Origin of the sequence: Pimelobacter simplex (genome assembly GCF_900114845.1) — a bacterium.
GTDB classification, from domain to species: domain Bacteria; phylum Actinomycetota; class Actinomycetes; order Propionibacteriales; family Nocardioidaceae; genus Nocardioides; species Nocardioides simplex.
Window position 1 is genome coordinate 179,600 of sequence record NZ_FOUK01000006.1, and the last position, 26,408, is coordinate 206,007.

The 26,408-nt window shown below is 72.7% G+C and carries 27 protein-coding genes; 6 read left to right on the forward strand and 21 right to left on the reverse strand.

The window, feature by feature from the left end; translation table 11 throughout:
* Positions 1-24 precede the first annotated feature (24 nt).
* The 6 genes from BM223_RS23020 to BM223_RS23045 form a co-directional block, all read right to left on the reverse strand.
* Entirely contained in the window at positions 25-447 is a 423-nt protein-coding gene (locus BM223_RS23020) for a VOC family protein (RefSeq protein ID WP_038683637.1), read from the reverse strand.
* Between the two features lie 4 nt (positions 448-451).
* A complete protein-coding gene (locus BM223_RS23025; RefSeq protein ID WP_038677234.1) occupies positions 452-1,255 on the reverse strand; it encodes a hypothetical protein in 804 nt (267 codons plus the stop codon).
* Positions 1,256-1,272: 17 nt separating this feature from the next.
* A complete protein-coding gene (locus BM223_RS23030) occupies positions 1,273-2,064 on the reverse strand; it encodes a 3'(2'),5'-bisphosphate nucleotidase CysQ (protein ID WP_052138295.1) in 792 nt (263 codons plus the stop codon).
* A gap of 155 nt (positions 2,065-2,219) precedes the next feature.
* A complete protein-coding gene (gene pth / locus BM223_RS23035; protein WP_082003922.1) occupies positions 2,220-2,813 on the reverse strand; it encodes an aminoacyl-tRNA hydrolase in 594 nt (197 codons plus the stop codon).
* Between the two features lie 116 nt (positions 2,814-2,929).
* Positions 2,930-3,568 carry a 50S ribosomal protein L25/general stress protein Ctc gene (locus BM223_RS23040; protein WP_038677233.1) on the reverse strand — a complete coding sequence of 213 codons (639 nt, stop codon included), beginning with the start codon at positions 3,566-3,568 and terminating at the stop codon, positions 2,930-2,932.
* Between the two features lie 209 nt (positions 3,569-3,777).
* A complete protein-coding gene (locus BM223_RS23045; protein ID WP_038677231.1) occupies positions 3,778-4,209 on the reverse strand; it encodes a MarR family winged helix-turn-helix transcriptional regulator in 432 nt (143 codons plus the stop codon).
* Between the two features lie 65 nt (positions 4,210-4,274).
* On the opposite strand from BM223_RS23045, the gene BM223_RS23050 reads away from it, so the two are divergent.
* From BM223_RS23050 to BM223_RS29305, 4 genes are all read left to right on the forward strand, one after another.
* A complete protein-coding gene (locus BM223_RS23050; protein WP_038677229.1) occupies positions 4,275-4,916 on the forward strand; it encodes a maleylpyruvate isomerase family mycothiol-dependent enzyme in 642 nt (213 codons plus the stop codon).
* A gap of 67 nt (positions 4,917-4,983) precedes the next feature.
* Positions 4,984-6,168 carry an ATP-binding protein gene (locus BM223_RS23055; RefSeq protein WP_038677228.1) on the forward strand — a complete coding sequence of 395 codons (1,185 nt, stop codon included), beginning with the start codon at positions 4,984-4,986 and terminating at the stop codon, positions 6,166-6,168.
* A 29-nt stretch (positions 6,169-6,197) separates the two neighbouring features.
* Positions 6,198-7,325 (forward strand): glutamate--cysteine ligase, encoded by a 1,128-nt coding sequence (locus BM223_RS23060; RefSeq protein ID WP_038677227.1) that lies wholly within the window; start codon positions 6,198-6,200, stop codon positions 7,323-7,325.
* Between the two features lie 13 nt (positions 7,326-7,338).
* The gene (locus BM223_RS29305) at positions 7,339-8,010 is read left to right on the forward strand and encodes a hypothetical protein (protein ID WP_038677226.1); all 672 of its coding nucleotides are present in this window, start codon (positions 7,339-7,341) and stop codon (positions 8,008-8,010) included.
* Positions 8,011-8,049: 39 nt separating this feature from the next.
* On the opposite strand, the gene BM223_RS23070 is transcribed toward BM223_RS29305, so the two are convergent.
* Positions 8,050-9,573 (reverse strand): FG-GAP-like repeat-containing protein, encoded by a 1,524-nt coding sequence (locus BM223_RS23070; RefSeq protein WP_038677225.1) that lies wholly within the window; start codon positions 9,571-9,573, stop codon positions 8,050-8,052.
* A gap of 180 nt (positions 9,574-9,753) precedes the next feature.
* Between BM223_RS23070 and BM223_RS23075 the strand changes: the two genes are divergently transcribed.
* The gene (locus BM223_RS23075) at positions 9,754-11,157 is read left to right on the forward strand and encodes a WS/DGAT/MGAT family O-acyltransferase (protein ID WP_235319158.1); all 1,404 of its coding nucleotides are present in this window, start codon (positions 9,754-9,756) and stop codon (positions 11,155-11,157) included.
* On the opposite strand, the gene BM223_RS23080 is transcribed toward BM223_RS23075, so the two are convergent.
* On the reverse strand, positions 11,150-12,337 hold the full coding sequence (locus BM223_RS23080) for a site-specific DNA-methyltransferase (RefSeq protein ID WP_038677222.1): 1,188 nt from the start codon (positions 12,335-12,337) through the stop codon (positions 11,150-11,152). The genes BM223_RS23075 and BM223_RS23080 overlap by 8 nt on opposite strands.
* Before the next feature lie 25 nt (positions 12,338-12,362).
* On the opposite strand from BM223_RS23080, the gene BM223_RS23085 reads away from it, so the two are divergent.
* Positions 12,363-12,974 (forward strand): mismatch-specific DNA-glycosylase, encoded by a 612-nt coding sequence (locus BM223_RS23085; protein ID WP_038677221.1) that lies wholly within the window; start codon positions 12,363-12,365, stop codon positions 12,972-12,974.
* Here the strand turns inward: BM223_RS23085 and BM223_RS23090 are convergent.
* From BM223_RS23090 to BM223_RS23155, 13 genes are read right to left on the reverse strand one after another with little or no spacing between them, the layout of a single operon-like run.
* On the reverse strand, positions 12,955-13,599 hold the full coding sequence (locus BM223_RS23090) for a class I SAM-dependent methyltransferase (RefSeq protein WP_038677220.1): 645 nt from the start codon (positions 13,597-13,599) through the stop codon (positions 12,955-12,957). The genes BM223_RS23085 and BM223_RS23090 overlap by 20 nt on opposite strands.
* On the reverse strand, positions 13,596-14,285 hold the full coding sequence (locus BM223_RS23095; RefSeq protein WP_038677217.1) for a hypothetical protein: 690 nt from the start codon (positions 14,283-14,285) through the stop codon (positions 13,596-13,598). Before BM223_RS23095 ends, BM223_RS23090 begins: the two co-directional genes overlap by 4 nt.
* 33 nt (positions 14,286-14,318) lie before the next feature.
* Complete coding sequence (locus BM223_RS23100) at positions 14,319-14,834, reverse strand: hypothetical protein (RefSeq protein ID WP_052138294.1); 516 nt, start codon at positions 14,832-14,834, stop codon at positions 14,319-14,321.
* Positions 14,831-15,436: a hypothetical protein gene (locus BM223_RS23105; RefSeq protein ID WP_052138293.1), complete on the reverse strand. Its 606-nt coding sequence runs from the start codon at positions 15,434-15,436 to the stop codon at positions 14,831-14,833. Before BM223_RS23105 ends, BM223_RS23100 begins: the two co-directional genes overlap by 4 nt.
* On the reverse strand, positions 15,433-16,608 hold the full coding sequence (locus BM223_RS23110; RefSeq protein WP_038677216.1) for an MlaD family protein: 1,176 nt from the start codon (positions 16,606-16,608) through the stop codon (positions 15,433-15,435). Before BM223_RS23110 ends, BM223_RS23105 begins: the two co-directional genes overlap by 4 nt.
* Position 16,609: 1 nt before the next feature.
* Positions 16,610-17,941, reverse strand: a complete 1,332-nt coding sequence (locus BM223_RS23115; protein WP_038677215.1) for an MCE family protein — start codon at positions 17,939-17,941, stop codon at positions 16,610-16,612.
* Positions 17,942-17,943: 2 nt separating this feature from the next.
* Positions 17,944-18,975, reverse strand: a complete 1,032-nt coding sequence (locus tag BM223_RS23120) for an MCE family protein (protein WP_052138292.1) — start codon at positions 18,973-18,975, stop codon at positions 17,944-17,946.
* Positions 18,972-19,997: an MCE family protein gene (locus BM223_RS23125; RefSeq protein WP_235319156.1), complete on the reverse strand. Its 1,026-nt coding sequence runs from the start codon at positions 19,995-19,997 to the stop codon at positions 18,972-18,974. Before BM223_RS23125 ends, BM223_RS23120 begins: the two co-directional genes overlap by 4 nt.
* Complete coding sequence (locus BM223_RS23130; protein ID WP_038677214.1) at positions 19,997-21,028, reverse strand: MCE family protein; 1,032 nt, start codon at positions 21,026-21,028, stop codon at positions 19,997-19,999. Before BM223_RS23130 ends, BM223_RS23125 begins: the two co-directional genes overlap by 1 nt.
* Entirely contained in the window at positions 21,025-22,341 is a 1,317-nt protein-coding gene (locus BM223_RS23135) for an MCE family protein (RefSeq protein WP_038677213.1), read from the reverse strand. The genes BM223_RS23130 and BM223_RS23135 overlap by 4 nt, the downstream gene beginning before the upstream one ends.
* Positions 22,338-23,219 carry an MlaE family ABC transporter permease gene (locus tag BM223_RS23140; protein WP_082003564.1) on the reverse strand — a complete coding sequence of 294 codons (882 nt, stop codon included), beginning with the start codon at positions 23,217-23,219 and terminating at the stop codon, positions 22,338-22,340. Before BM223_RS23140 ends, BM223_RS23135 begins: the two co-directional genes overlap by 4 nt.
* A gap of 1 nt (position 23,220) precedes the next feature.
* On the reverse strand, positions 23,221-24,996 hold the full coding sequence (locus BM223_RS30240; protein WP_082003563.1) for an ABC transporter permease: 1,776 nt from the start codon (positions 24,994-24,996) through the stop codon (positions 23,221-23,223).
* A gap of 57 nt (positions 24,997-25,053) precedes the next feature.
* Entirely contained in the window at positions 25,054-26,220 is a 1,167-nt protein-coding gene (locus BM223_RS23155; RefSeq protein ID WP_141267122.1) for a hypothetical protein, read from the reverse strand.
* Positions 26,221-26,408 lie beyond the last annotated feature (188 nt).

Here is a 26,408-nt window from a genome sequence, read left to right on the forward strand (position 1 = left end):
AGCGCCGGGAGCCCGGTCCCGCCGCTAGGCCTGGGCCGGCGGAGGCTGCTGCTCGTCGAGCTCGGCCTGCGAGCGCAGGATGCAGAACTCGTTGCCCTCCGGGTCGGCGAGCACGACCCAGCCCGAGCCGGGACCGTAGATGCCGCGGTGGTCGGCGACCTGGGTCGCGCCGAGGTCGAGCAGCCGCTCGAGCTCGTCGTCCCGGCTGCCGGAGCCGGGACGCGGGCGCAGGTCGAGGTGCAGCCGGTTCTTGGTGACCTTGCGGTCGGGGGTCTCGAGGAAGAGCACCTGCTGGCCCGTGTCGGGGTCGACGATCATGCACTCCTCGTGCCCGGGCTCGTTGGGGTCGCCGGGCAGGTCGGTGAAGCCGAGGACCGGCTTCCACCACTCCGAGAGCTCGAACGCGTTGGCGCAGTCGACCGTCAGGTGCGAGATGAACGACGTCATCGGGTCAGGGTACGGCGGGCGCCCCGTTCGGCGTCGGGGTCGGTGTCGGCGTGGGTGTCCCGGCGCCCGGGTCCGGCCCGCTGGGCGCCGTCCCCGGATCGGTGGGCCCGGTCGTGGGTGCCTCGGTGGGACCGGTCGGCCCGGTCGTCGCGTCGGTGGGCGCGGTGCCGGGGTCACTCGGTCCGGTGGTCGGCGCGTCGGTCGGGCCGGTCGGCGTCGCGTCGTCGGTCGGCTGCTGGCGGTCACGGTCGCGGCTGTCGTCGGTCCGGTCGCCGAAGATCCCGGTCAGCGACGTCCGGTCGGAGCCGTCGGTGCCGCCGGTGATCGTCGAGACGCTCTTGCCGGCGATCAGCTCGACCAGGCTGATCACCACGATGGCGATCACGAAGACGAGCGCGGCGAGGAGGGCGAGCTTCTTCCACGGCAGCTGGGCCCAGCGGCTGGGCTCGGCGTCCTCGAGGTCGCTGCTGGCGGCGTCGAGGTGCCGGTGGGCGCGGTCGAGCTCGCGCTCGGCGGCCTCGGGGTCGGAGCGGCGGGCGGCCCGTCGTACGTTCTGGTCGGCGAGGTTGACCCGCTGCAGGGCGGCGGCCTGGACGTCGGCCATCCGGCGTCGGCTCGACTCGATGCCCTGCTTGTAGAGCGCCGAGCTGACCGTCGCGATGATGCTGCCGAGGGCGGCGCCGATCAGGGTGCCGGCTGCGCCCAGCGTCGAGAGGAGCACCGCGACCGTGACGGCCGCGGCGGCCCCCGCGAAGGTCGCGGGCCAGTCGATCCGGGCCCCGCGCTCCTGGGTTGCTTCGTCCGCCATCGCGCCCTCCCCGACCGTCAGTCGGTGCCGTTCGCGGCGATGAAGGACAGGATCTTGTCGGCCAGCTCGGGCCGGCACACGATGACGTCGGGCAGGTAGACGTCGGCCTGGTTGTAGACCAGCTCGCTGCCGTCGACCCGCGAGGTGAACAGGCCGGCCGCCCGCGCCACCGCCACCGGTGCCGCGGAGTCCCACTCGTACTGCCCACCCGCGTGGACGTAGGCGTCGGCGACGTCGCGCACGACCGACATCATCTTCACGCCCGCCGACCCCATCGGGACCAGCTCGGCGTCGAGCTCCTCGGCCAGCGCCTGGACGAACGCCGGCGGACGCGTCCGCGACACCGCGATCCGCGGCCGCTGCGACGTCCGCGCCGGGACGACGGGCGGCGTGCCCGTGTTGAACGTCTCGCCGATCACCGGCTGCGCGACCGCACCGGCCACCAGCGTGCCGTCCTGCCACAGCGCCACGTGCACGGCCCAGTCGTCGCGCGGCGGCTCGGAGAACTCCCGCGTCCCGTCGAGCGGGTCGACGATCCACACCTTCGCGGCCGTGAGCCGGGCGTCCTTGTCGGCCGCGCTCTCGAGCGCCTCCTCGGACAGCACCGCGTCGTCGGGCCGGTACGCCGCCAGCAGCTCCATGAGCAGCACGTGCGCGGCCCGGTCGCCGGCGTCCTTGAGCTCCTTGCCCTCGAGCCCCTCGCCCCGCACCTCGAGCAGGCGGGCGCCGGCCGCCTCGGCCAGCCAGGCGGCGAACAGGTGGTCGTCGGCGACGACCTCGGGAGCGGGGGTACCGGGCTCGAAAGTCACCCGGTCAGCGTAGTGGCCCGACGCCAACCCGGCGTCGGGGGCTGCGCGCTTGTAACTACGTGTTCAGACCACTACCAGGGGTGTCGACCACCCTGGTAGTGGTCTGAACACTGAGTTACAAGGGGCTCGACCCGGCCTCGGCGCGCGGGCCGGGGTCAGGAGTTGAAGCGCTGCTGGGTCTTCTCGAGGCCGTCGGCGATCAGGGACTCGACGGCGTCGGCGGCGCTGTCGACCTGGAAGGGCAGCTCCTTGCGCTCGGTCGTCGAGTAGTTGGAGAGCACGAAGTCGGCGACCTCCTGGCGGCCCGGGGGGCGGCCGATGCCGGCGCGGACGCGGTAGAAGTCGCCGGTGCCGAGCGAGGAGCGCATGGACTTGAGGCCGTTGTGGCCGTTGTCGCCGCCGCCGAGCTTGATCCGGAGGGTGCCGAAGTCGATGTCGAGCTCGTCGTGGACGGCGATGATCCGGGCGGGCGGGACCTTGTAGAAGGTGGCGAGCGCCTTGACCGGGCCGCCGGACTCGTTCATGTAGGAGCGCGACTTGGCCAGCACCACGCGGGGGGCGGGAGTGCCGGGGGCGCCGAGGCGGCCCTCGACGACGTCGGCGCGGCCGGTCTTGTGGGCGCGGAAGCCGCTGCCCATCCGGCGGGCCAGCTCGTCGACGACGAGGTAGCCGATGTTGTGCCGGTGTCCCGCGTACGACGGCCCGGGGTTGCCGAGGCCGACCACCAGCCACACGTCAGCGTCCGCCACGTTCTCGCTCCCGGTCTCGTCGGTGGGCAGGGGGGTGGGAAATGCGGAGCTCCCCGGTGCGCCGGAGCGCACCGGGGAGATCAGTCGGCCCAGGAACCACCTGAGCCGGCCGAAGGTCACTCGCTGTCGGCCTCGGCGGCGGCCTCGGGCTCGTCCTTCTCGATGCCGGCCTCGGCCTCGGCGGCCTCGAGCTCGGCCTCGGCGGCCTCGGCCGTCTGGGCGGCGGTCACGTTGATGACGAGCACGTCGGCGTCGCTGAGCAGGGTGACGCCGGAGGGCAGCGCGATCTCGCTGGCGAGGATCTGGGTGCCGGCCTCGGCGCCCGTCACGTCGACCTCGAACTGCTCGGGGATGTGGGTGGCCTCGGCCTCGACCTGGATGGTCGCGGCGTCGGTGACGACGAGGGTCTCGGGGGCGGCGTCGCCGACGACGTGGATCGGGACGTCGACGGTGACCTTCTCGCCGCGCTTCACGGCGACGAAGTCGACGTGCTCGAGGACGCGGCGGACCGGGTCGACCTGGACCTGCTTGGTCAGGGCGAGCTGCGAGGTGCCGTCGATGTCGAGCTCGAGGAGCGCGTTGGCGCCGCCGTGCTTGAGCGCCATCATCGTGTCGTGGCCCGGGAGGCTCAGGTGGATCGGCTCGTTGCCGTGGCCGTAGACGACCGCGGGGACCTTGTGCTCGCGGCGGATGCGGCGGGCGGCGCCCTTGCCGAACTCGGTGCGGACCTCGGCCTTGATCTTCTCGGTGCTCATGGGAATCTCCTGGTTCGTACTACGACGGGGCGGCTGCTGCCCGGAGACGAAGAACGCCGCGCTTCCCTCACCCGGTGATCGGCGGGGCGCGCGGCGTCGTGCAAGACGAACCGGCCCAGTCGATCACGGAGTCACAGAAGCGGGAGCTCCCTCGCCGAGGCAACCGGAGAAGGCTACCCAACGGCCCCATGCCCCGCGAAATCCGCAGGTCAGCGGTAGGGGTCGGTGATCTCGCGCAGCGCGGTCAGCGCGTCCTGGAGCACTGCCATCCGCTCGGCGCCGAGGTGCGCGGCCCACTCCCGCTCGATCGCGGCCTCCTCGCGCCGGGCGACCCGCTGCACCGCCCGCCCCCGCGGCGCGAGGACGACGAGCCGGGCGCGGGCGTCACCCGGGTCCGGCACCCGGACGACGTACGCCGCGCGCTCGAGCTGGTCGACCAGGACACTCGCGCTCTGCTTGGTGATCCGCGCCTGGGCGGCGAGGTCGGTGACCCGGCTGCCGTCCTCGCCGAGTCGGGCCGCGACCCGTGCCATGGCAGGGGTGAGGTCGTCGTAGCCGGCGGCGGCGACGGCCTCGGCGACGCGCTGCTCGACGTACCGCGCGCCGATGAACATGAGCAGGCCCGGGTGCGGTCGGTCCATCGCGCACTCCTCGGGCCTTGACGAACTAGTCAGGAAGACTGACCATATCAGGGAAGGGAGCCACCATGGACAGGTCGCAGCTGTGGGACCACATCCACGCCGAGCGCGCCGCCCTCGCCTCGACGCTTGCCGGCCTCGACCCGGCGGACTGGGCGCACGACACGCTCTGCCCCGGCTGGACCGTCCACGACGTCGCGGCGCACGTCATCTCCACGCCGCAGATCGGCTGGCGGCAGATGCCGGGGATGCTGGCCCGCAACGCCGGGCGCGGCTACAACACGATGATCTTCCGCGAGGTGAAGCGGCTCGGCGCCCGCGAGACCCGGGAGAGCATCCTCGCCGACTTCGAGCGCCACGCCACGAGCCGGCACCACGTCCCCACGACGACATCGGTCGAGCCGCTCATCGACGCGCTTCTCCACCACCAGGACATCCTGCGCCCGCTCGGACTGCGGCACCCGATGGCACCCGCGGCCGCCGCCCTCGCCGCCGAGCGCGTACGACGGCTCGCGCCGCTGATGGGCACCGGCCGGCTGGTGCGCAGCATCCGGCTGGTCGCGACCGACGTCGACTGGGCGCGGGGCAGCGGTCCCGCCGTCCGCGGGCCGGTGCAGGAGCTGCTGATGCTGGCCTCCGGCCGGGCTCCCGACCCCGAGCTGGTCGAGGGTGACGGGCTGGCGCTCGTGCCGCCCCGCCCGCGCGGGTAGCGCCGTTGTCGGATACCTGCTGATACTTTCATGAAGTATCGGCGGGTATCGACCTTCGGGAGCGCGGATGACAGCCAACCCCTACACCCCCGGCCAGGTGCCGCGGGTCTTCGCCGGACGCGCCGCTGAGCTGCGCCGGATCGAGGACCAGCTGGCCCGCGTCCTCACGTTCGGCGAGCTGGGCGGGCCGCTGCTCGTCTTCCACGCGCCGAGGGGCATCGGCAAGACCTCCCTGCTCCGCACCGCGCAGCGTCGCGCCGAGGAGCTGGGCTTCGTCGCCGCCTGGGTGGCCTGCAGCCGCGAGCGGCCGGTGCTCCCCGAGCTGGTGGGCAGCCTGCGCACCGCGCTGGAGCGCGCCGAGGTCCTCCCCCGCGGCGGCGCCGGCGGCGTGTGGCGCAAGCGGCTCGAGCGGGTCTCGGTCGAGGTCGGCCTGCCGGGCGCGAAGGTCGCCGCCGAGGTCGCCTCGCCACCCGGCGAGAAGCCCGACGACACGCTCGGGCTGGCCCCGATCCACGCGCTCGGGACGTTGCTCCACGACGCGGCCGCCCTCGTCCGGCGCCGCGGGGGCGCCGGGCTCCTCGTGCTGGTCGACGAGCTCCACGTCGCGCTCCCCGACGACATGTCCATCCTGCTCAACACCCTGCAGAACCTCGACGGCGACCGGGAGCACAACCCCCTCGCCGTCGTCTCCGCCGGGCTGCCGGTGACCCCTGAGGCGCTGACCCGCGCGGCGACCTTCGGCGAGCGCAGCGCGTTCGTCCCCCTCGACGTCCTCAACGGCGCCGACGCCCGGGCGGTGCTCACCGCGCCCGCTGAGGAGGCCGGGGTCGGCTGGACCGACGGCGCGCTCACCGCCGTCGTCGACGAGGCCCGCGGCCACCCGTACCTGCTCCAGCTGATCGGCAGCGGCACCTGGGACGCCGCCCGGCCGCGGCGCGGGACCAAGCTCGGCCTCGCCGACGTACGACGCGGGCTGCCCGCCGCCCAGCAGCAGCTGACCGCCATGCACCGGGCCCGCTGGGGCTCCGCGACGCCGACGGAGCAGGCGTTCCTGGCTGCGATGGCCGCCACCGGGCTCGACAACGTCACCCGGGTCGCGATCGCCACCGGCATGGGCCGCGACTCGCGCTCGATCAGCGCCCCGCGCGAGCGGCTCATCGACAAGGGCGTGATCGAGCCGGTGGGCCACGGACTGGTCCGGTTCACGTTGCCCGGCTTCGGCGCCTTCGTGCGCGGCCTCGACGACGCCTGAGCGCACCCTCCTCCCCCTAGGCTGGCTCCGTGCGCATCGACTTCCACGGCTCACCGAGGCCGACGATCGGCGTGGAGTGGGAGTTCGCACTCGTCGACCGCCGCACTCGCGACCTCCGCAACGAGGCGGCCCACCTGTTCGCGCGGGCCAAGCCCCGGATGCCCGACCCGGGCAAGCTCCACAAGGAGCTGCTCAAGAACACGGTCGAGGTCGTCACCGGCGTCTGCGACACCGTCGGCGGCGCGATGGCCGACCTGCGCGACACGCTGCAGCACGTCACCGCCGCGGCCGACGCCCTCGACCTCGACCTGTACGGCGCCGGCACCCACCCCTTCGCGTCGTGGACCGGCCAGCAGCTCACCGAGGGCCACCGGTACGCCGAGCTGATCAACCGCACCCAGTGGTGGGGCCGGCAGATGCTGATCTGGGGCGTGCACGTGCACGTCGGGCTGCCGGAGCGGGACCGGGTGCTGCCCGTGCTCAACGGCCTGCTCACCTACTACCCGCACCTGCAGGCGCTCTCCGCGTCGTCCCCGATCTGGATGGGCGTCGACACCGGCTACGCCTCCAACCGGGCGCTCATGTTCCAGCAGCTGCCCACCGCGGGCCTGCCCTTCCAGTTCGAGCGCTGGGAGGAGTTCGAGCAGTTCGCGCACGACCAGATGACCACCGGCGTCATCGACGAGCTGAGCGAGATCCGCTGGGACGTGCGCCCCGCGACCAAGCACGGCACGCTCGAGAACCGGATCTGCGACGGCGTCTCGACGCTCGCCGACATGGAGGCGCTCGTCGCGCTCATGCACTGCCTCGTCGTGTGGCTCGACGAGCGGGTCGCGGCCGGCGAGACGCTCACGACGATGCCGCCCTGGCACGTCCAGGAGAACAAGTGGCGCGCCGCGCGCTACGGCGTCGACGCGATCGTCATCCTCGACGGCGCGTCCCACGAGCGGCTGGTGACCGACGACCTCGCCGACCTGGTCCCCCGGCTGATGCCGACCGCCGCGCGCCTGGGCTGCGAGGCCGAGCTCGCCTCGGTGCTGGACGTCGCGACCCGCGGGCCGTCGTACGTCCGGCAGCGGGCGGTCGCCGAGCGCACCGGCGGCGACCTGGTCGCCGTGGTCGACTCGGTGGTGGCCGAGCTGCGCGCGGGTCTCTAGCGCCGGGGTCGACGTGATCAAGGTGAACCAGGTGGTCTCCGCGGCGGAGGCGCAGAGGCTGAGGCATGTCGATGTGCTGGGCGTCTACGTCGGCAGTGGCGACGAGCACGATCGAGCGGTCGCCAGCGGAGAGGTGCCGGCGATCAGGGCGGCGTCCGGGGCGAGGCTCTCCGTCGCCCTGACCCCTTCGCGGAGGTTGACGGCGGATGCGGTCCACCAGGCGTTGCGCGACCTCCGGCCGGACTACTTCGAGTTCACCGCCGTGGATCCGGAGAAGACCGAGGACGTGCGCCGGCAGATGGATCTCCTCGAGGAGATCGACGTCCCCAAGGTGGCGAACGGCTTCTTCCTGCTCGACGACGACCTCTCGTTGACGGATCGAGCCGACTACCTCGACCAGCTGAGAGCAGCCGGCGTCGCACTGTTCCAGGTGGAGCTGGAGTTGGTCGCCGAGCCTGGTTGCCGGATCTCGGCGTCGGGGCTGAAGACCGTCTCCCGCATGTTCGCCGACCTGCCCTTCCTGATCTCCGACCGGTTCCGCCGGATCTCCGACGTGCCGGACCTGGGGCAGCACGGCGTCTCCTTCACCATCGGCAAGGACGGAGCCGTCAGCTACGACCACTCGACCCGATCGATGTCGTTGCCGAGGGTGCTTCGAGCGACGTCCGCGCCGGAGCCCCGGTGACGGACGCGGCACCGGGCCTGCTCGATGCCGCGCCGCTCCCTAGTACCGGCGGGTGTCGGGGAAGACGACCCGGCAGCCGTCGTCGGCGCACTCCGGCGTCTCGGCCCACACGAGCGCGGGGTCGAAGGCCGACCCGGTCGAGCGCATCACCTGGACGCCGGTGAACGCCTTCTCCTTGTAGGCCTTGACCACGAACACGATGTCGCCCTTGCCGTCGCCATCGACGTCGCTGAGGGTCGCGCCCTGGAGCGCGCGGTTGCCGATGGTGCTCGACCCGGTGAAGGACGTGACCGGCTGGGGCCGGCCGGAGGAGAGGTCGTAGACGGTGACCTCGACCTTCTCCTTGACCGAATTGGCGCTGACGCCGATCAGGCTGGTCGTCCCGTCGCCGGTGACGTCGCCGACGAGGAAGGCGTCCTCGTAGATGCTCGCCTTGTTGACCGCGCCGGCCTCGAAGGCGCTGCCGGTGGAGTGGAGCATCGCGTAGCCGGTGTCGCCGGCGTAGTAACCCGAGTAGTCGGAGTCGCTCAGCTTGCCGGCGGGCAGCTGGGCCCACAGGTCGGTGCGGCCGTCGTCGTCGAAGTCGCCGGCCCGGACGAGCGTGCTGTCGATCGTGGCGTTGGGCAGCGCCAGCCAGCGCTCCGGCTCGGCGAACGTGCCGGAGCCGTCGCCGCGGAGGACGGAGACGTCGACGACCTTGTCGTTGGGCCCCGCGACGACGAGGTCGGCCTTGCCGTCGCCGTCGAAGTCGCCGGCCTGGACCTGGATCTTGACGCCGTAGTCCTTGAGCGACGACAGGTCGAGGGTGAACCGCTGCTCGCCGGGGAAGTCGGGGTCGCCCGAGCTGAGCGTCAGCTGGTTGCCGGACTCGACGAACGTCCAGCGCAGCTCCTCGGCCACGCCGTCGCCGTCCCAGTCGAGGTGCAGGACGCTGGGCTCCTTGTAGGGCTCGACCGAGGCGGACTGGGTGGTGAACACCTTGCCGTTGCTGCTCGCCGTGACCCGCTGGACGTGGTCGTAGTCGCGGTAGACGAGGTAGGTGGCGTCGCCGTAGCCGTTGCCGTCGAGGTCGCCCTGGATCGCCTTCTTGCCGTCCTTGCCGTCCTTGCCGCCGGTGCCGCCCTGGCCGCCGTCCCCTCCGTCGCCTGCCGTGGTCGTGTCGTCGGCCCAGGGCTGCAGCGCGGCGAGCGTCACGCCCGTGCCGACGAGCAGGACGAGGACGACGCCCAGCGCCACCCACAGCCCGGTCCGGCGCTCGCGCGGGCCCGGCACCCCGGGCGGCGCCGACGGCGCCGACGGGTGCGGCGGGTGGGTCGGCTGCGCCGACCAGGCCGGGGGGACCTGGCCGTAGCTCGGCGTCGGCGTCGGTGCGACCGGGGCCGGGGCGGGTGCCGGCGCCGGGGCCGGGGCGGCGGGCCGGACCTGGGTCGGGGTGGGCGCCTCGGGCGGCGGAGGGGGCTCGGGCATCCGGCGCCGGTCGTCGGTCCAGCCGGATCCGTCCCAGCGGCGCTCCCAGCCGTCACCGTCGGGATACCACCCGGGGGGCGTGGTGTAGTCGCTCAAGGCCGAGATCCTTTCGTGAGGCGGTGCGAACATACCCCGGGCCCAGCGCTTGTGAGCGGCGTCACGACGCGCGAGGATCGCCGGACCTGCAACGAAAGGGGCTCCCGCATGGTCTCCCTACCCGGTTTCCACCCGATCGACCCGACCTCCACCGCATTCCTGCTCGCGGAGAACCGGAACATGCCCATGCACGTCGGCGGCCTCCAGCTCTTCGAGCCTCCGGCGGGGGCGGGGCCGGACTTCGTGCGGCGGATGTTCGAGTCGATGCGCGACACCGAGCGGATCGCCCCGCTGTTCCTCAAGCACCCCCACCGCTCCGTGCGCACCGGCGGCACGCTGGTGTGGCGCGAGGACGAGCAGTTCGACATCGAGCACCACGTGCGGCACAGCGCGCTCCCCCAGCCCGGGCGGGTCCGCGAGCTCCTCGAGCTCGTCGGCCGGCTGCACTCGACCCGGCTGGCCTGGGAGCGGCCGCTGTGGGAGACCCACGTGATCGAGGGCCTGGCCGACGGCCGGGTCGCGATGTACACCAAGCTCCACCACGCGCTGGTCGACGGCATCTCCGCGATGCGGCTGATGGCGAGCGTCCTCTCGTCCGACCCCGACCGGCGCAGCATGCCGGCCCCCTTCGCCGAGGGCGCCGCGCGGCGACGCCGGGCCGAGGCTGAGGCCGTGGCGGACGCTCCCGAGTCGCTCCCCGCGGCCGCCGTCGACGCGGCGACCACCGCGGCCCGCACGCTCGCCGACCTGCCCGCCGACGCCGTCCGCACGGCGCTCAGCGTCAGCGCCGACGCCGCCGGGATGCCGCTCGCCCTGGTCCGCACCCTGCGCAAGGGCCTCAAGAACGAGACGTCCGCGGTCTCGCTCGCCGCACCGCGCACGATCTTCAACCAGTCGATCACCGGCGCCCGCCGGTTCGCCGCACAGGACTGGCCGATCGAGCGGATCCGCGGCGTCGGCAAGGCGAGCGGGACCACGATCAACGACGTCGTGCTCGCCATGTGCAGCGGCGCGATGCGCACCTACCTCACCGAGCTCGACGCGCTGCCCGAGCAGTCGATGGTCTCGATGGTCCCGGTCGGGCTCAAGGGCCGGCAGGCCGGGACGCCGTCCGCCGACGGCGGCAACGCCATCGGGTCGGTGATGGTCCGGCTCGCCACCGACAAGGCCGACCCGGCCGACCGGCTGCGCACGATCAGCCAGTCGATGAAGGACGGCAAGGAGGCGCTCTCGTCGATGACGCCCACCCAGATCGTCGCGATGAGCGCGATCGGCATGGCGCCCTCGATCGTCGTCCCGATGCTGAAGATGCAGGGCATCGTCCGGCCGCCGTACAACCTGATCATCAGCAACGTCCCGGGGCCACGGGTGCCGCACTACTGGAACGGCGCGCAGCTGGTCGGCAACTACCCCGTCTCGATCCCGATCAACGGCATGGCGCTCAACATCACCTGCACGTCGTACGCCGGCAACATGGGCTTCGGCCTCACCGGCTGCCGCCGCACGGTGCCGCACCTGCAGCGGCTGCTGACCTTCCTGGACGACGAGCTGGCCGCGCTCGAGAAGGCAGCCGGCGTCAGCTGAGCTCGGCGAAGCCCCCGCCGACCCGCTCGGCGACCGCCCGCAGCCGGGCCCGGGTCACCGCCGAGACGGTCGCGTAGCCCGCCCGCTCGGCGTTGGAGCCGACCCGGGTGGGCTCGGCGGAGTTCACCGACAGGCACGTGCGACGGCCGCCGTCGGCGGCGTTGGCCAGCGCGACGGCGTGCCCGGTGGTGCCGGAGCCGGCGAAGTAGTCGAGCACCCGGGCGTCGTCCGGCATCGTGCCGAGCACCCGCAGCAGCAGCCCGGTCGGCTTCGGCGACTCGAAGACGTGGCCGACCAGGTCCTTGAGCTCGGCGACCGCGGTGTCGGTGGAGCCGATCTCCTCGGCGAGCCAGATGGTGCGCAGCTTCTTGCGCCGACCGCCCACGGGATGGCGCCAGTCGCGCTGGTAGACGTCGACCCGGTCGCCGCGCACGCCCCGGACGACCCGGCACTCGAGGTCGTCGGGCCGCTCCTCGATCAGCGGCCGCGACCAGCGCCACACCGCCGGCGTGCCGTCGCCGAACACCGGCTTGATCTCCACCCCGCCGGCGAAGGGGTCCGCGGCCACCCGGCCGGTCTCCGGGTCACCCCAGAGCGGGAAGTGCAGCGTCGGCGAGCTGAGCGGGTTGAACTTCTTGTTGGTGTTGCGCAGCGGCAGCCGGCGGTAGCGGCGCCCGTCGTCGGTCTCGAGCGGGAAGTCGGCCTCGACCACCGTGTGCGGCGACGACGCGTCGAGCACGCAGCGGGCGGCGTCCTTGGCGTAGACGAGGAGGTACTCGTGCGAGGTCGCGAACCCCTTGCCCAGCTGGCGGCCCTTGGCGTTGAGGTTGACCACGACCTGGGCCAGGAAGTTGGCCTCGCCGTACACCTCGTCGAGGAGCAGCCGCAGGTGGGCCACCTCGTGGTCGTCGATGCTGACGAAGAGCGCTCCGGTGTCGGCGAGCACCCGGTGCCCGGCCTCGATCCGCGGGCGCAGGTAGGCCAGCCACGTCGCGTGCCGCCCCGCCGCGCCCGCGCCGCGCTTGCCCTTGAAGTCGTCGCGGTAGGCGAAGTCGTTGCCCGTGTTGTACGGCGGGTCGAGGTAGACGAGGTCGTACGACGCGTCGGGCAGCCCGGCGACCACCTCGAGGTTGTCCCCCTCGGCGAAGGTGTTCCACGGTGCTCCCGGCTCGGCGCCCACCGGGCCATCGTGACAGGCTCGGCGCGTGGCCCGTCGTACCTTCACCCGAGCCGAGCTGGAGTCCTTCCGCGACGCCGTCGTCCCCGACCTGCTGCCGAACGCCCCGGACCAGCGGCTGCGGCTGCTCTTCGTCGGCATCAACCCCGGCCTGTGGACCGCCGCCACGCAGACCCACTTCGCCCACCCGGGCAACCGCTTCTACCCCGCGCTGCTGCGCGGCGGCGTCATCACCGAGCCGATCGACCCCGCCGACGGCATGTCCGACGCCGACCGCACGATGATGCGCGAGCGCGGGATCGGGATCAGCAATGTCGTCCACCGGGCCACGGCCAAGGCGTCCGAGCTGAGCAGCGAGGAGCTGCGGGAGGGCGGCGTCCAGCTCACCGCGCTCGTCGCCCGCGAGAAGCCCGATGTCGTCGCGATCGCCGGCATCACGGCCTACCGGACCGCGTTCGGGCACCCCAAGGCCGTGATGGGCCGCCAGCCGGCCACCCTGGACGACCTCTGGTCCGGCGCCGAGCTGTGGGTGGTGCCGAACCCGAGCGGGCTCAACGCCCACGAGACGGTCGAGACGCTCGCCGCGGCCTACCGCGAGGTCGCGGTGGCGGCGGGGATCGTCACGGACGCGCCGTCGTAGCCGCCCCCACCACCATCGGGACGACGGTCAGCGCGCCCGCGGGCATCCGCAGCTCGTCGACGTCGGCCACGGTGAACGGCGAGCGCCGCAGCAGGCCGACGAAGTCGCGGTTGGGCCGGCAGCCGTCAGCGATCCGGCGCTGCACCGGCGTGGCGACCTCCTGCACCACCCGGCGCAGGCCCGTGCCGCGGACGTGCTCGTGGAACAGGAAGGTGCCGCCCGGGCGCAGCACCCGGGCCAGCTCGGCGAGCGCGGCGGCGGGGCGATCGAGCGAGCAGAAGACGAGCGAGGCGGCCACGGTGTCGAACGAGGCGTCCGCGAACGGCAGTGCGTAGGCGTCGCCGTCGACGATCTGCCAGGCCCGCGCCCGGATGTCCGCCGTACGGCGCTGGAGCTGGGCGCGCAGCGCCGGGTTGGGCTCGAGCATCACGAGCTCGGTCACCTCGGCGGTGTAGTGCGGCACCGAGAAGCCGTTGCCGGTGCCGAGGTCGAGCACCCGACCCCGGGCCCGGGCCAGGTGCCGCGCGCGGATCTCGGCCTGGCCGGCGTCCTCGGCCCGCTGCATGACGTCGGGGTACCAGCGCGCGAAGAACCGCTGGCTCCGGGTGCCCGCTCCCTCGCTCATGGGGTCGCTCCTCCGGTCCGCAGGACGTCGCTCACCTCGACAGCATCGGACGCGCTGACGTCGGTCGTCATCACCACGTCGCGGGACGCGGGGTCGACCTGGATCTCGAGGCGCCAGGCCCAGGCGCCCTCCGCCCGGTCGAGCGCCGCGCGGACCTGGTCGATCATCGCGCCGGGCGCGGCGAGGTCGAGCGGGAAGCGGCCGGGGGCGTAGTCGTCGTACTCGTTCTCGCGGTTGCGCACCCGGTAGCCGTCCGGGTCGTAGTGGGCGGTCTCGATGGTGCGGACCACCTCGGTGTTGGGGTCGAAGTACTCCACGCTGAGGCCGTACTCGTCGAGCCGCACCGAGACCGGCTGCTGCCCGGGCGCAACCTCCACGGCGTGCGCGAGCGCGGTGGTCACGAAGTCCCCGTCGAGGACCTCGGTGTCGACCTCGTTGCGGGCCGGGCCGTCGTCCCCGCCGCGGGCGAGCACCGCGACGAGCGCGATGACGCCGACCACCGCCACGACCACACCCGCGACCAGCCACGGCCGGTTGCGGGAGGTGGGGGCGGCCGGCTTCTTCGGAGCGGTGGGCGCAGCCGGCTTCTTCGGGGCGGTGGGCGTGCGCGGCGTCGCGGGGGTGCCGTCCTCGGTCCGCGGGTCACCGGGGCGGCGGTAGCGCTTCCAGCGGGGCTGCTGTGCCATGTCGCGGAGTGTAGGCACTCACCGCCACCGGGCTCAGAGCGGCTCGATGCCGGTGACCTTCCAGGTGCCGTCGCGCCGCTCGGCCTGCACCTCGAGCTGCGCCGCGGAGTACGACGCCTCGTCGTCGGTCGCCCGCTGCGAGGCCTGGTCGAGGAACACGAGCAGCTCGGCCCGGTCGCCGTGGAGCTCCTTGACCGCCGCCACCTGCACCTGGGCCGTCAGCGTGAGCTTCTGGTCGGGCGCCTTCTCCTTGAGCGCGGCGAAGAGCGTGTCGTACTGCTCGCGGGCCGCGCCGGCGAGCAGGTCGTCGGCGGCCTGCTCGGTGGCCTCGGGGTTGGCGTAGTCGTAGCTGAGCACGCGGACCAGCGCGGCCGCGACCGCCGACTGGACGTCGGTCGTGGCGCGGTCGTCGACGATCGCCCGGTTGTCGACGTTGTCGGCGGCGCGGGCCCGGTCGGCCTGCCAGAAGGCGACCCCGGCCCCGGCGAGCAGGAGCACGGCGAGGACGAGCGCGGCGTGACGGCGCAGCGTGCCGAGGAGCGCGTTCACGACCGGCTCACCGCCACCTGGTCGAGGGCCTCGAGGAGCCACCTGCCGCCGACCTTGACCAGGTCGGCGGCCATCCGGTTGCGCTTGACGGTGGGCGCCTGGTCGGGCTTGGCGGAGTCGACGACGGTCGTCTCGACGGAGGCGATCACCGTCGCCGTGCTCGACGTCAGGTCGACGACCGCTGCGTCGGTCACCTTGCCCGTCGAGATCATCCCGCGCTCGGCCATCAGCTTGCGGGTCTCGGCGTCGGTGGCGGCGATCTGGTCCTTGAGCGTCCCCGTGGAGACGTCCTCCCACTTGTCGAGGCCGCCGTCGATGTCGTTGAAGTCGAGGGTGTTCATCGTCTCGATGTGGCTGCGCGCGGTGATGAGCACCGTGTCGCGCAGCTGCGCCCGGTCGACGTCCGCGGCGTCGTGGTCGCCCGCGCGCCACCAGCTGACCAGGCCGACCACGAGGACCACGGCGGCGAGCACGGCCAGGCCGAGCTCGATGGCGGTCCGGTTGCCGCCGCCTCCGGTCACGGGGTCGGGACGGTCGCGCTCGTCGTCGCTGATGGTGCTCTCCTCCACGTCTGCCAGGTCCTGCACGTCGTGCGGGGTCACTGTCCGCCTCCCAGCAGGTCGTCGAGGTCGTCCACCACGTCGATGCCCGGCCGGACGGCGACCCCGCCGCCGCTGCCCCCCTTGACGGCCTGCGGACCGCGGACGTTGCCCTCGCGGCGCGGCGCGGTGCAGCCGGCCCGCGTGTTCAACGGTGGCCCCTCGTCCGTCACGGTGCCCCGGCGCTGGGTCGTGCCACTGTAGCCAGTCACGCACGGCAGCGGGTTGAAGAAGGTGGGCACCATGCCGAGGCTGACGCCGCGCCCGCTCGTCGTCGCCCAGCCGATGCTGACCGCCTCGGGCAGCCGGACCATCGCGTCGCGCACGCCGGCGGAGTTGACGCCGAAGATCGTCGCGGTCGAGACGAGGTTGTTCATCAGGATCGACAGCGGCGTCCCGACGTCGCGGATCAGCAGGCTCACCTCGCGCGAGGCGCCCGGCGTGGCGGCGATCAGGGTGCGCAGGTCGGCGTCGGAGTCGGCCAGCGTCGCGGAGAACAGCGCCAGGTCCTCGCTGTAGGAGCGCATCGCGTCCCCGGCCTCGTCCTGGGTCTGCAGCACCCGCTCGGCGTTGCGGATCAGGGAGGCGCTGACCAGGAAGTTGTCGTCGGCGGCCTTCTGGAACTCCATCGAGGTCCGCAGCAGCCGCCCGAAGTCGTCGCCCACTCCGCGGGAGAGGTCGTAGCCCTCGTCGATGACGGTGGTCAGCGAGTCGGAGGGGATGGAGGCGGCGAGGTCGCGTCCGGAGCGCAGTACCTCGGCGAGGTCCTGGGGCAGCGCGTCCGGTCCGCCGCGCAGGTGGTCGCCGTCGGCGAGCACCTCGTCGTCGTCGGAGCCGCGCAGGTCGAGGTACTGCTCGCCGATCGACGAGCGGTTGCGCACCGCGGCCGTCGCGTCGGCCGGGATGTCCGGCGCGTCGGGGCGGATCTCGACGTCGATGTCGACGCCGTCGGAGGTCGGGGTCATGTCGGTGACCTCGCCGACCTGGACGCCGCGGTAGGTCACCTCGGAGTTGACGAAGAGACCGCCGGCGTCGGGCAGCGAGACGGTGACCCGGTAGCCGCTGCTGAACGGCGTGAAGCCGACGTAGGAGGCACCGAGGTAGCTGGTGCCGAGCAGTGCCACGAGCACGAACAGGCCGAGCTTGACGTGGACACCGCGGGTGAGCTGCTGCATCTCACTCGCCTCCTTCTGCGACCCGGGAGTCGCTCTGGCTCGGGGCCGAACCGCTGCCGGACGGCGTTCCCGACGGCGTCCCGCCGGACGTGCCGGGGCTGCTCGGCGTGCCGGTGGTGCCGGACGGCGAGCCGCCGGGCGTGGTCGGCAGGATCGACGGCCCCGGGATGGTCGGCGTCCCGAGCCCGGGGGCCGCGCTGTCGGTGGGCGGCAGGACGGTCGGCGGCGGGTCCGCTGGGAGGTGGGAGCGGCCGGAGCCCGCCACCGGCCTGCCGGCCAGCGGCTGAGGCCACTGGCAGCCGATGGCCGCACACCCGTCGGGCAGGGTGCGGAAGTTCGTCGTCATGAAGACGTTGAGGTAGTCGCCCTTGATCGCGCCCAGGACCGAGTCCGGGAACGGGTAGGTCAGCAGGATCTCCATCGAGTACGGGAGGTCCGCGCCGGCCTTCGCGAGCTCGGAGAGGATCGGGTCGAGCGCCTCGAGGTCGGCGACCATGTCGGCCTGCGAGGCGTCGAGGGTGCGCACGGTGACCTTGGAGAGCCGGTCGAGGGCGCTCAGCATCCGGGTCAGCTGGGGACGCTGCTCGGTGAGCACCTTCATGCCGGGCGAGAGCCCGTCGAGGACGTCGGCGATCTGCTCGCGGTCGCCGTCGAGCGTCGTGGCGAGCCGGGCCAGGCCGTCGATGGCCGTGGTGATGGCCTCCTTGCGGTCGTCGAGGACGCCGACGAACCGGTCGACCTCGGTCAGGAAGGCCTTCACCTCGCCGGTGCGGCCCTCGCCGGCCGCCTGCAGCTCGCGCGAGATCTCCTGGAACTGGCCGATCCCGCCGCCGTTGAGGACGAGCGAGAGCGCGCCGAGCACCTGCTCCGCGGTCGCCGCGGCGTCGGTGTCGGCGGTGCTGAGCCGGGCGCCGTCGGCGAGGGTGCCCGGGGCCGGGGAGCCCGCTCCCCCACCCTCGGGGCGGACGAGCGCGACGTACTTCTCGCCCAGCAGCGAGGTCTGCTGCAGCCGGGCGATCGTCTGCGCCGGGAGGTCCACGTCGCCGCGCACCTCCATCTTCACCACGGCGGTGCGCCCGTCGGAGCCGAGAGACACCTTGGTCACCCGCCCGACCGCGACGTTGTCGACCTTGACGTTCGACTGGGGCACGAGGTCGAGCACGTCGGTGAACTCGGCGGTGAGCGTGATCGGGTCGTCGCCGACGTCGGCGCCGCCGGGCAGCGGGGCGTCGTAGACGCCGCCGCCGAGGATGCCGCAGCCGGTCAGGCCGAGGCTGAGGGCGGCCAGCAGGGCGGCCGCCGTACGACGGACGCGGGTGGTCGGTGCGCGCATGGTCACTGTCCTCCGTCCACGCCGGGCAGGAGCAGCGGCGGCGCGTCGCCCGAGGTCCGGGCGGACTTGCCGTCCTTGCTCCAGACAGTCAGCTCGTTGAGGTTGCCGCGCCCCTGCAGCGTCCCGGACGCCGGGTCGTAGGCGTTGATGAAGTTCTGCAGCGCGAGCGGGATCAGGCGCACCGCCTCGGCCAGCGACCGGCGCTGGTTGACGAGCACCTGGGTGGGCCCGCGCAGGCCGTCGACGCTCTTCTTGAGCGCGGCCCGGTTGTCCTTGACGAAGCCCTCGAGCATGCCCAGCGCCTTGCCGAGCTCGGTGATCGAGGCGGCGAGGTTCTCGCGGTCCTCGGCGAGGTACTCGGCGACCAGGGCGAGCTTCTCGTTGGCGCCGGCGACGCCCTTGTCGTGCTTGAGGAGCGTCTCGTTGAGGGTGTCGAGGTTGCGCACCGTCGCGAAGAAGTCCTGGTCGAAGCCGGCGATCGTCGTGGACGCGTCGGAGAAGTTGCCGATCATCCGGTTGATCGAGACGCCCTGCCCGTCGAGGTTCTTCGCGAGCACCTGCAGGAAGTCCGACAGCGCGCCGTTGCGGTTGACGCCGTTGGGCCCGAGCTGCTCGCCGATGTCGGCCAGGCTGCGGTACATCTCGTCGATCTCGACCGGCACCGCGGTCCGCGCGATGTGCGTGCCGTCCTTGATCGAGGGGCCGCTCACCCAGGCCTCGGTGAGCTGCACGTAGCGGTCGCTGACCAGGGTCGGGGCGACGACGACCGCGCCGGTGTCGGGGGCGATCTTGCGGCCCTCGTCGATCTTCATGGTGACCCGGACCTTCTCGCCGACCGGCTGCACCGCGGTGACCTTGCCGACCGGGACGCCCAGCACCTGCACGTCGGAGCCCGGGTAGAGGCCGACCGCGGAGTCGAACTCCGCGGTGAGCTCGGTGCCGGGTCGCAGCATCCGCAGGCCCACGACCGCGGCGGTGACCACGATCGCGAGACCGAGGACGAGCGCGATCCAGCGCATCGAGGGGGACTTCATCGGGCACCTCCGGGCCGGCAGTTGCGGACCACGTCGTTGTCGAGCACCGGTGCGCTCTGGGCGTCGAACAGGCCGCAGATGTAGGAGTCGACCCAGCGGCCGTTGCCCATCGCGGAGGAGAGCATCCGGTAGTAGGGGCCGAGCACCGCGATCGCGTCGTTGAGGTGACGCTGGTTGCGCTGCAGCATCGCCGCCACGGTGTCGAGCTTCTCGAGCGCCGGGCGCAGCTGCGCCTGGTTGTCGGCGACGACGCCGGCCAGCTCGGTGCCGAGGGTCTTGGTCGCCTTGAGCATCCGCCGGATCGCCTCGCGGCGGTTGGCCAGCTCGTCGAGCAGCAGGTCGCCGTCGTCGATGAGCTTGCCGATCTCGTCGTTGCGCGCGGCCAGCGTGCCGGTCACGCCGTCGGTGGCGCGGAACAGCTTGGCCAGGTCGTCGTCCCGGCTGGAGATGGTCTCGGAGAGCCGGGTCAGCCCCTGGACCGTGCCCCGCACCGACTCCGGCGTGTCGGCCAGCACCTCGCCCATCGTCTGGAGCGCGGTCTCCATCTGCTTCGTGTCGATCTCGCCGATCGTCGACGACAGGTCGGAGAACGCCGCCTGGACGTCGTACGGCGTCGTGGTGTGGTCGAGCGCGATCGGGTCGTCCAGCTCGCCGGTGCCGCGCGGGTCGACGGCGAGGAACTTCTTGCCCAGCAGCGTCTTGATCTTCACCGCCGCCGTCGACTCGTCGCCGACCTTGACCCCCTTGACCCGGAAGGTGACCAGGACGCGGTTGCCCTCGAGGTCGACGTCGGTCACCTTGCCGACCTTGACGCCGGCCACCCGGACCTCGTCGCCGGCCCGCAGGCCCGCCGTCTCGGCCAGGTAGGCCTGGTGCTTGTCGCCGCCGCCGATGACCGGCAGCCCCTCGGCGTTGAACGTCACGAAGAACGTCGCCGCGAGCGCGACGAGGCCGATGACCGCGATCACGATCCGGTTGCGCTCCGCGAACGACGTCGGGAAGCGCCTCTTCACGCGTGCCATCACTTGCACCTCTCCGCGATCGGCCGGGCGCCGAGATCGCCGTAGTAGCCCTCGGGCAGCGGGATCCGGCCCTCGATCGAGCACAGGTAGAAGTTGACCCACGAGCCGTAGCTGGCGAGCTTGGCGATCCGCTCCATCTTGTTGGGCATGGTCCGCAGCGACTTCTCGATCACCGACTGGTTGTTGGCGAGCACCCCGGAGAGGTCGCCCAGGCCGCGGATCGAGCGCTTGAGCGGGGCCCGGCCCTCCTGCAGCAGCTCGGCGACGCTCTCGGAGAGGTCGCTGAGCCCGTCGATGGTCGAGCCGATCGTCTTGCGGTCCTCGGCCAGGCCGCTGACCAGCTGCTGGAGCGTGACCAGCGTGGTGTCGAGCTGGTCGGAGCGCTCCTGCACGACGCCGAGCACGGACGACAGGTTGGTGACGAGCTCGCCGATCACCTGGTCCCGGTCGGCCAGCGTCGAGGTCAGGCTCGCGGTGCTCTTGAGCAGGCCCTCGACCGTCGTGCCCTCGCCCTGGAAGACCGCGATGATCTGGGCGCTCAGGTTGTTGACGTCCTCGGGGTCCAGCAGCCGGAAGAGCGGCTGGAAGCCGTTGAAGAGCACGGTCAGGTCGAGCGCCGGCTCGGTGTCGTCGACCGAGAAGACGTGCCCGGCCGGGAGCCGCTCGCCGCTCACGTCGCCGGGCTCCAGCGCGATGTAGCGCTGGCCGACCAGGTTGCGGAAGCGCAGCAGCGCCCGGGCGCCGTCGCCCAGCGGGGCGTTCTTCGCCACCGAGAACCGCACCCGGGCGACCTGGTCGTCGGCGACCTCGACCCCGGTGACGGTGCCGACCTTGACGCCGGCCATCCGGACGTCGTCGCCCTTGTTGAGGCTGGTCGCGTCGGAGAACATCGCGACGTACTCCTCGGTCGGGCCGCCCGCGCTGTTGCGGATGGTGCCGGCCAGCGCGAGGGTGGCGAGGATCGTGACGAGTGCGAAGACGAGCGACTTGGTCAGCGTGACGCCGACGACGTGCCTCTTGAGGAAGCTCATCGCACCTCCACCTCCGCTCCCCGCAGCAGCGGTCCGACCAGGAGGCTGCCCCAGGCCGGGTAGTCGGCCGGCCCGACGCCCGCGGCGGGCGCCATCAGCTCGGCGATCAGCTGGTTCTCGGCCGGCGAGTTGACCTCGCCGAGCCCGGCGCCGTCGGCGAAGGTCTGCTGCACGCGCGCGCTCGGCGGCGGCAGGATCCGCTCCGGCTGGCCGTCGTCGGCCGCGCCCGCGCTCGCGCGGCTGCGGACCGGCTTGACGCTGCCGTCCTGGTAGGGGCAGCGCGGCGCGCCGGTGGAGCGGTAGCGCGGGTCGTCCTTGCCGACCACGTAGCGCCCGCGGCTCGGCGTGACGTTGAGGACGACGTGCATGCCCGGCTCCTTGGTGCCCTTGCCGAGCGTCTTGTCCATCACCGGGATGAAGTCGCGCAGCGCCTTGAACAGGCACGGGAACTGCACCGCGTACGGCGAGACCGCCTCGAGCGCCCGGCGGCTCTCGCGCGAGAGCGAGATGATCGTGTCGGAGTTGGCGACCATCCAGCCGTTGGTGTCGTCGGCGGCCGTGATCACGCCGGCGAAGAGGTCGGAGACCTGCGTGCGCTGGTCGACCAGCGTCTGCGAGGTCGTGCGCATGCTGTCGAGCGCGTCGATCAGGTCGGGGGCCGCGTCGGCGTAGTTCTGCGCGACCTTGCCGAGTGCGGCGAGGTCGTCGGCCAGCTTCGGCGTCAGCGGGTTGAGCTTGTGGAGGTACTGCCCCCACGCCACGACCGTGTCGCCCATCTCGCCGCCGCGCCCGCGCAGCATCTGGGCGAGCTCACCCAGCATCGCCGAGAGCTTGTCGGGCTGGATCGCCTGGAGCACCGGCAGGAGCTCGTCGAAGACCTCCTCGAGCTCGACCGCCGCCGACGAGGCGTCCTGGTGGATGGTGTCGCCCGCCTCGAGCGTCGTGCCGCCCTCGCCGGGGCGGATCAGCGCGACGTACCGCTCGCCGAAGAGGGTCTTCGGCAGCAGCCGGGCCGTGGTGTCGGCGGGCAGCTGGTCGAGCACGTCGGGCTGCAGCGCGAGCGTCAGCGTCGCGCCGCCGTCGCGCGGCTCGATCTCGGAGACCGTGCCGACGGGGACGCCGTTGAGCTTGACGTCGGAGCCCTTCTGCAGGGCGTTGCCGAGCGTCCCGGTGGTCAGCGTGATGTCGCTGCGGCTGGTGAACACCTGGTTGTACGCCGCCCAGGTGCCCACGACGATCGCCAGCACCAGGCCGAGGTAACCGAGCCCGAGCGCGGCGTCGCGCACCCGCCCCATGCCCATGCCGGCGCTCATCCGGCGATCCGGACGGTCGTCGTGGTGCCCCACATCGCCATCGACAGCGCCAGGTCGAGCAGCGCGACGACGACCAGCGTGCGGCGGACCGAGCGGCCCACGGCGACGCCCACCCCGGCCGGTCCGCCCTTGGCGAAGAACCCGAGCCGGCAGTGGATGAGGATGACGAGCACCGCGAACACCAGCACCTTGCCGAACGACAGCAGGATGTCGACCGGCGGCAGGAAGAGCTGGAAGTAGTGGTCGTAGGTGCCGGCCGACTGCCCGCGCATCTGCACGGTGACCAGGCGGCTGCCGGCGTACGAGGTGAGCAGGCCGATCACGTAGAGCGGGATGATCGCGATGAACCCGGCCACCACGCGGGTGGAGACGAGGAAGGGCACGGCGTCGAGGCCGATCACCTTGACGGCGTCGATCTCCTCGCTGATCCGCATCGCGCCCAGCTGCGCGGTGAAGCCGGCGCCGACCGTGGCCGACATCGCGAGCGCCGCCACCAGGGGCGCGATCTCGCGGGTGTTGAAGTAGGCGGAGATGAAGCCGTTGAGCGCGCTCGTGCCGATCTGGTCGAGCGCGGCATAGCCCTGCAGGCCCACGACGGTGCCGACGAACAGGCTCATGCCCGTCATCACGCCGACGGTGCCGCCGATGACGGCGAGCGCGCCGGTGCCGAAGCTGACCTCGGACAGCACCCGCCACACCTCCTTGGGGTAGAGGCGCAGCGCCTTCGGGATGCCGGCCAGCACCCTCCCGTAGAAGCGGACGTCGCGGCCCGACTGCACGAGGCGGTCGAGACGGCGGTCCCACCAGGGCCGCTTGGTCACCGTGCCCGGGGGCCGGCCTCCGGTCGTCGAGCTCGGCGAGCTCGTCGGGGCACTCATCTCAGGCTCCCTTTCCGGGCACCAGCTGGAGGTACAGCGTGGTGACGACGAAGTTGACGAAGAACAGCAGCAGGAAGGTGACGACGACCGACTGGTTGACCGACTCCCCCACGCCCTTCGGGCCGGGCCGCGTGTTGAGACCGCGGTAGGACGCGACCACGCCGGCCAGGAAGCCGAAGATCACGGCCTTGATCTCGCCGACCACCAGGTCGGGGATCTGGGCGAGGGCGGTGAAGCTGGCGAGGTACGCGCCCGGCGTACCGCCCTGGACGACGACGTTGAAGAAGTAGCCGCCGAGCACGCCGACCACCGAGACCAGGCCGTTAAGCAGCACCGCCGCGAGCACGCAGGCGAGCACCCGCGGCACGACGAGCCGTTGCACCGGGTCGATGCCGATCACCCGCATCGCGTCGATCTCGTCCCGGATGGTGCGTGACCCGAGGTCGGCGCAGATGGCCGCACCTCCGGCTCCCGCGATCACCAGGGTGGTCACGATCGGTGCCGCCTGCTGGACGACGGCGAGCACCGACGCGGCGCCGGTGAAGGACTGCGCGCCGACCTGGACGGTCAGCGTGCCGAGCTGGAGCGCGATCACCGCGCCGAAGGGGATGGCGATGAGCATCGCCGGGATCCACGAGACGCTGGTGACGAACCAGAACTGGTCGAGCAGCTCGCGCGCCGCGAACGGGCGGCGGAACGTGGCCCGGATGGTGTCGAGGCCGAGCGCGAAGAAGGCGCCGGTCTGGTCGAGCGCGCGGGCGAGGGGGTCCGGCCGGGTCAGGGCAGGCGGTCGGTCTGCCTCCTCGTCGTCGGCGACGTACAGGGACGCATCGCCGCTCGCCACCCGCCGGGCGTGCCGCTCGGTGGCCGGACGCGGCCGTCCGCTTGCGGGCAGCAGCTGGCGCGGCAGCACCTCGATCGCCCGGGCGCCCGCGCGGACCATCGACGGCGCGCCGCTGCCCCCGTCGACCGGGTAGCCGTAGTCGTCGAGCAGCGGGGCGTTGCTGGAGTGGTCGACCTCCTCGCTCATGCCGATCGGGCCGACCGGGTCGCCGGCCATGAACTGCGAGACGACGGGGTGGTCGGTGAGGAGGAACTGCTCGCGCGGGCCGTACATCACCAGCTGGCGGCGGTAGAGCATGCCGAGGTTGTCGGGCAGCGTTCGTGCGAGCTCGATGTTGTGGGTGACCACGAGCATCGTGGCGTCGGTCTGCGCGTTGACGTCGAGCAGCAGCTGGGCCAGGTTCGCCGTGCGAACCGGGTCGAGGCCGGAGTCCGGCTCGTCGCACAGGATGATCTCGGGGTCGGTGACCAGCGAGCGGGCCAGGCCCGCGCGCTTGCGCATGCCACCGGAGATCTCGCCGGGCAGCTTGTGCTCCTGGCCGAGCAGGCCGACCATGTCGAGCTTCTGCATGGTGATCTCGCGGACCTCGGACTCGCCCTTGCGGGTGTGCGCCCGCAACGGGAAGGCCACGTTGTCGTAGACGCTCATCGAGCCGAACAGCGCGCCGTCCTGGAAGAGCACGCCGAACTTCTTGCGCAGCTCGAGGCGGTGCGACTCCTTGGCGGTCACCATGTCGACGCCGTTGACCAGGCAGACGCCGGCCTCGGGCCGCAGCAGGCCCATCAGGGACTTGAGGAACACCGACTTGCCGGTGCCGGACGGACCGAGCAGCGCCGTGATCTCCCCCGGGGGCAACGTCAGCGTGACGTCGCTCCAGATGTTCTGGGAGCCGAAGCTCTTGGTGAGTCCGGTGACCTCAACGGTGCCGCCCATGGCGGGTCTCCTGCCTGTCGGTGCTGATGTACGTCGTACGTGCGGGGGTGGAGGTCGTCACGGGGAGGCCTCCGGACCGGTGCCGAGGGCATCGGTCGGGGTCTCGCCCGGGGACCCGGTCGGGCTCTCGGTCGGCGTCTCGCTGGGCGTCTCGGTCGGGGTCTCGCTGGGGGTCGCGCCGGGGGTCCCGGTCGGGCTCGGCGACGTGCCGTCGGTCGGGCTGCCGGTCGGCCTGGGGGGCGTCGACAGCGAGGGGGTCGGTGCGAGCGTGGCCCGCGGTCCCTCGGACGCCGCGACCAGACCCACCCGCGCCGGGACCGTCCCGGCCGCACCGGGCTGCCCGGGCAGCACCGGCAGCGGCAGCGTCACCGGCGGCGGAGCCGGCACCTGCGCGGCCTGCTTCTCGTAGCGCCGCGCGATCGCCAGCACCGCCGGGACGAACCCGGCACCGGGGTGGAACGCCGCGAGCGAGGCCTTCAGCCCCCGGCGCGTGCTGAGGTCCTGGTCGGCGCACAGGAGCACCGCCGCGGCGAGCGCCGCGTCGTCGACGTCCTGCGGGTCGCGGACCCCGTTGTTGTCGGCGTCGACCGCCACCCGGCTCCACGTGGCCGGCAGCAGCCCCAGCGGGCCCACCGGCGCATCCCAGCGCGGGTCGCCGTCGAGCGCCCCGAGGTCGGTGTCCGGCAGCTCCCCACGGCCCCCGCGCCCGTCGAGCGACGCCGCGACGTACCCCGGCTTCACCCGCCCGGCGCGCCCCACACGATGGTCCCCCTTCGGCCCGCGCCCGTGATCGGACTCGACCCGCCCCACCGCCGCCAGCACCGTCCACGGCAACCCGCACCGCGACGCCGTGTCCATGATCGTCGCCGCCCGCTGGTAGGCCAGCACGGCCGCCGGAGGCGCCGAGCCGAGCGACCCCGGGAGATCGCTCGGCCTCGCGACCGGCGCCCGTCGTACGTCGTCGGGGGCGGTCATCACGGCCGGCGCCACCACCGGCGCCTCCGTCACCCCCTCCTCCGTCGACTCCGTGTGCACCGCGGTCGTCGTCGGCACCTCCGCCGACGACGCCCGCAGCACCTGCACGACGCCGCCCACGACGCCCGTCGTCGCGAGCAGGACGCCGAGAAGAACCACCGTCACCTGCCGGGTCCGGGACGAGCGGCGCCGCACTCCCCGCCGGCCGGCGTCGGCCAGCCGACGGACCACTGCCGCTGCGCGCCCCATGCTTCCCTCCCTCGTGACAGCCATCACATGACGCGCCTAGTCAAGGTCCCTACGGGTGCCTACGGAAAGGGGCGCGCCGGAACCGGTCGTGGTGCCACGTCGATGTTGTGATGCGCGTGACAACTTTTGGGTGACCCCACCTCGAACGCGGTCTGACGGGTGGGTGTCGCCCGACCCCTCCGAACCTC

What these genes read in the sequence shown, in the direction of transcription:
- BM223_RS23055 (WP_038677228.1), top strand. Translation starts at nt 4,984, where the DNA reads ATGACAGCCAACCCCTACACCCCCGGCCAGGTGCCGCGGGTCTTCGCC.
- BM223_RS23025 (WP_038677234.1), bottom strand. Translation starts at nt 1,255, where the DNA reads ATGGCGGACGAAGCAACCCAGGAGCGCGGGGCCCGGATCGACTGGCCC.
- BM223_RS23090 (WP_038677220.1), bottom strand. Translation starts at nt 13,599, where the DNA reads ATGAGCGAGGGAGCGGGCACCCGGAGCCAGCGGTTCTTCGCGCGCTGG.
- BM223_RS23155 (WP_141267122.1), bottom strand. Translation starts at nt 26,220, where the DNA reads ATGGGGCGCGCAGCGGCAGTGGTCCGTCGGCTGGCCGACGCCGGCCGG.
- BM223_RS23135 (WP_038677213.1), bottom strand. Translation starts at nt 22,341, where the DNA reads ATGAGCGCCGGCATGGGCATGGGGCGGGTGCGCGACGCCGCGCTCGGG.
- BM223_RS23120 (WP_052138292.1), bottom strand. Translation starts at nt 18,975, where the DNA reads ATGAAGTCCCCCTCGATGCGCTGGATCGCGCTCGTCCTCGGTCTCGCG.
- BM223_RS23140 (WP_082003564.1), bottom strand. Translation starts at nt 23,219, where the DNA reads ATGAGTGCCCCGACGAGCTCGCCGAGCTCGACGACCGGAGGCCGGCCC.
- BM223_RS23050 (WP_038677229.1), top strand. Translation starts at nt 4,275, where the DNA reads ATGGACAGGTCGCAGCTGTGGGACCACATCCACGCCGAGCGCGCCGCC.
- BM223_RS23040 (WP_038677233.1), bottom strand. Translation starts at nt 3,568, where the DNA reads ATGAGCACCGAGAAGATCAAGGCCGAGGTCCGCACCGAGTTCGGCAAG.
- BM223_RS23125 (WP_235319156.1), bottom strand. Translation starts at nt 19,997, where the DNA reads ATGGCACGCGTGAAGAGGCGCTTCCCGACGTCGTTCGCGGAGCGCAAC.
- BM223_RS23110 (WP_038677216.1), bottom strand. Translation starts at nt 16,608, where the DNA reads ATGCAGCAGCTCACCCGCGGTGTCCACGTCAAGCTCGGCCTGTTCGTG.
- BM223_RS23095 (WP_038677217.1), bottom strand. Translation starts at nt 14,285, where the DNA reads ATGGCACAGCAGCCCCGCTGGAAGCGCTACCGCCGCCCCGGTGACCCG.
- BM223_RS30240 (WP_082003563.1), bottom strand. Translation starts at nt 24,996, where the DNA reads ATGGGCGGCACCGTTGAGGTCACCGGACTCACCAAGAGCTTCGGCTCC.
- BM223_RS23045 (WP_038677231.1), bottom strand. Translation starts at nt 4,209, where the DNA reads ATGGACCGACCGCACCCGGGCCTGCTCATGTTCATCGGCGCGCGGTAC.
- BM223_RS23075 (WP_235319158.1), top strand. Translation starts at nt 9,754, where the DNA reads ATGCCCATGCACGTCGGCGGCCTCCAGCTCTTCGAGCCTCCGGCGGGG.
- BM223_RS23020 (WP_038683637.1), bottom strand. Translation starts at nt 447, where the DNA reads ATGACGTCGTTCATCTCGCACCTGACGGTCGACTGCGCCAACGCGTTC.
- BM223_RS23115 (WP_038677215.1), bottom strand. Translation starts at nt 17,941, where the DNA reads ATGCGCGCACCGACCACCCGCGTCCGTCGTACGGCGGCCGCCCTGCTG.
- BM223_RS23130 (WP_038677214.1), bottom strand. Translation starts at nt 21,028, where the DNA reads ATGAGCTTCCTCAAGAGGCACGTCGTCGGCGTCACGCTGACCAAGTCG.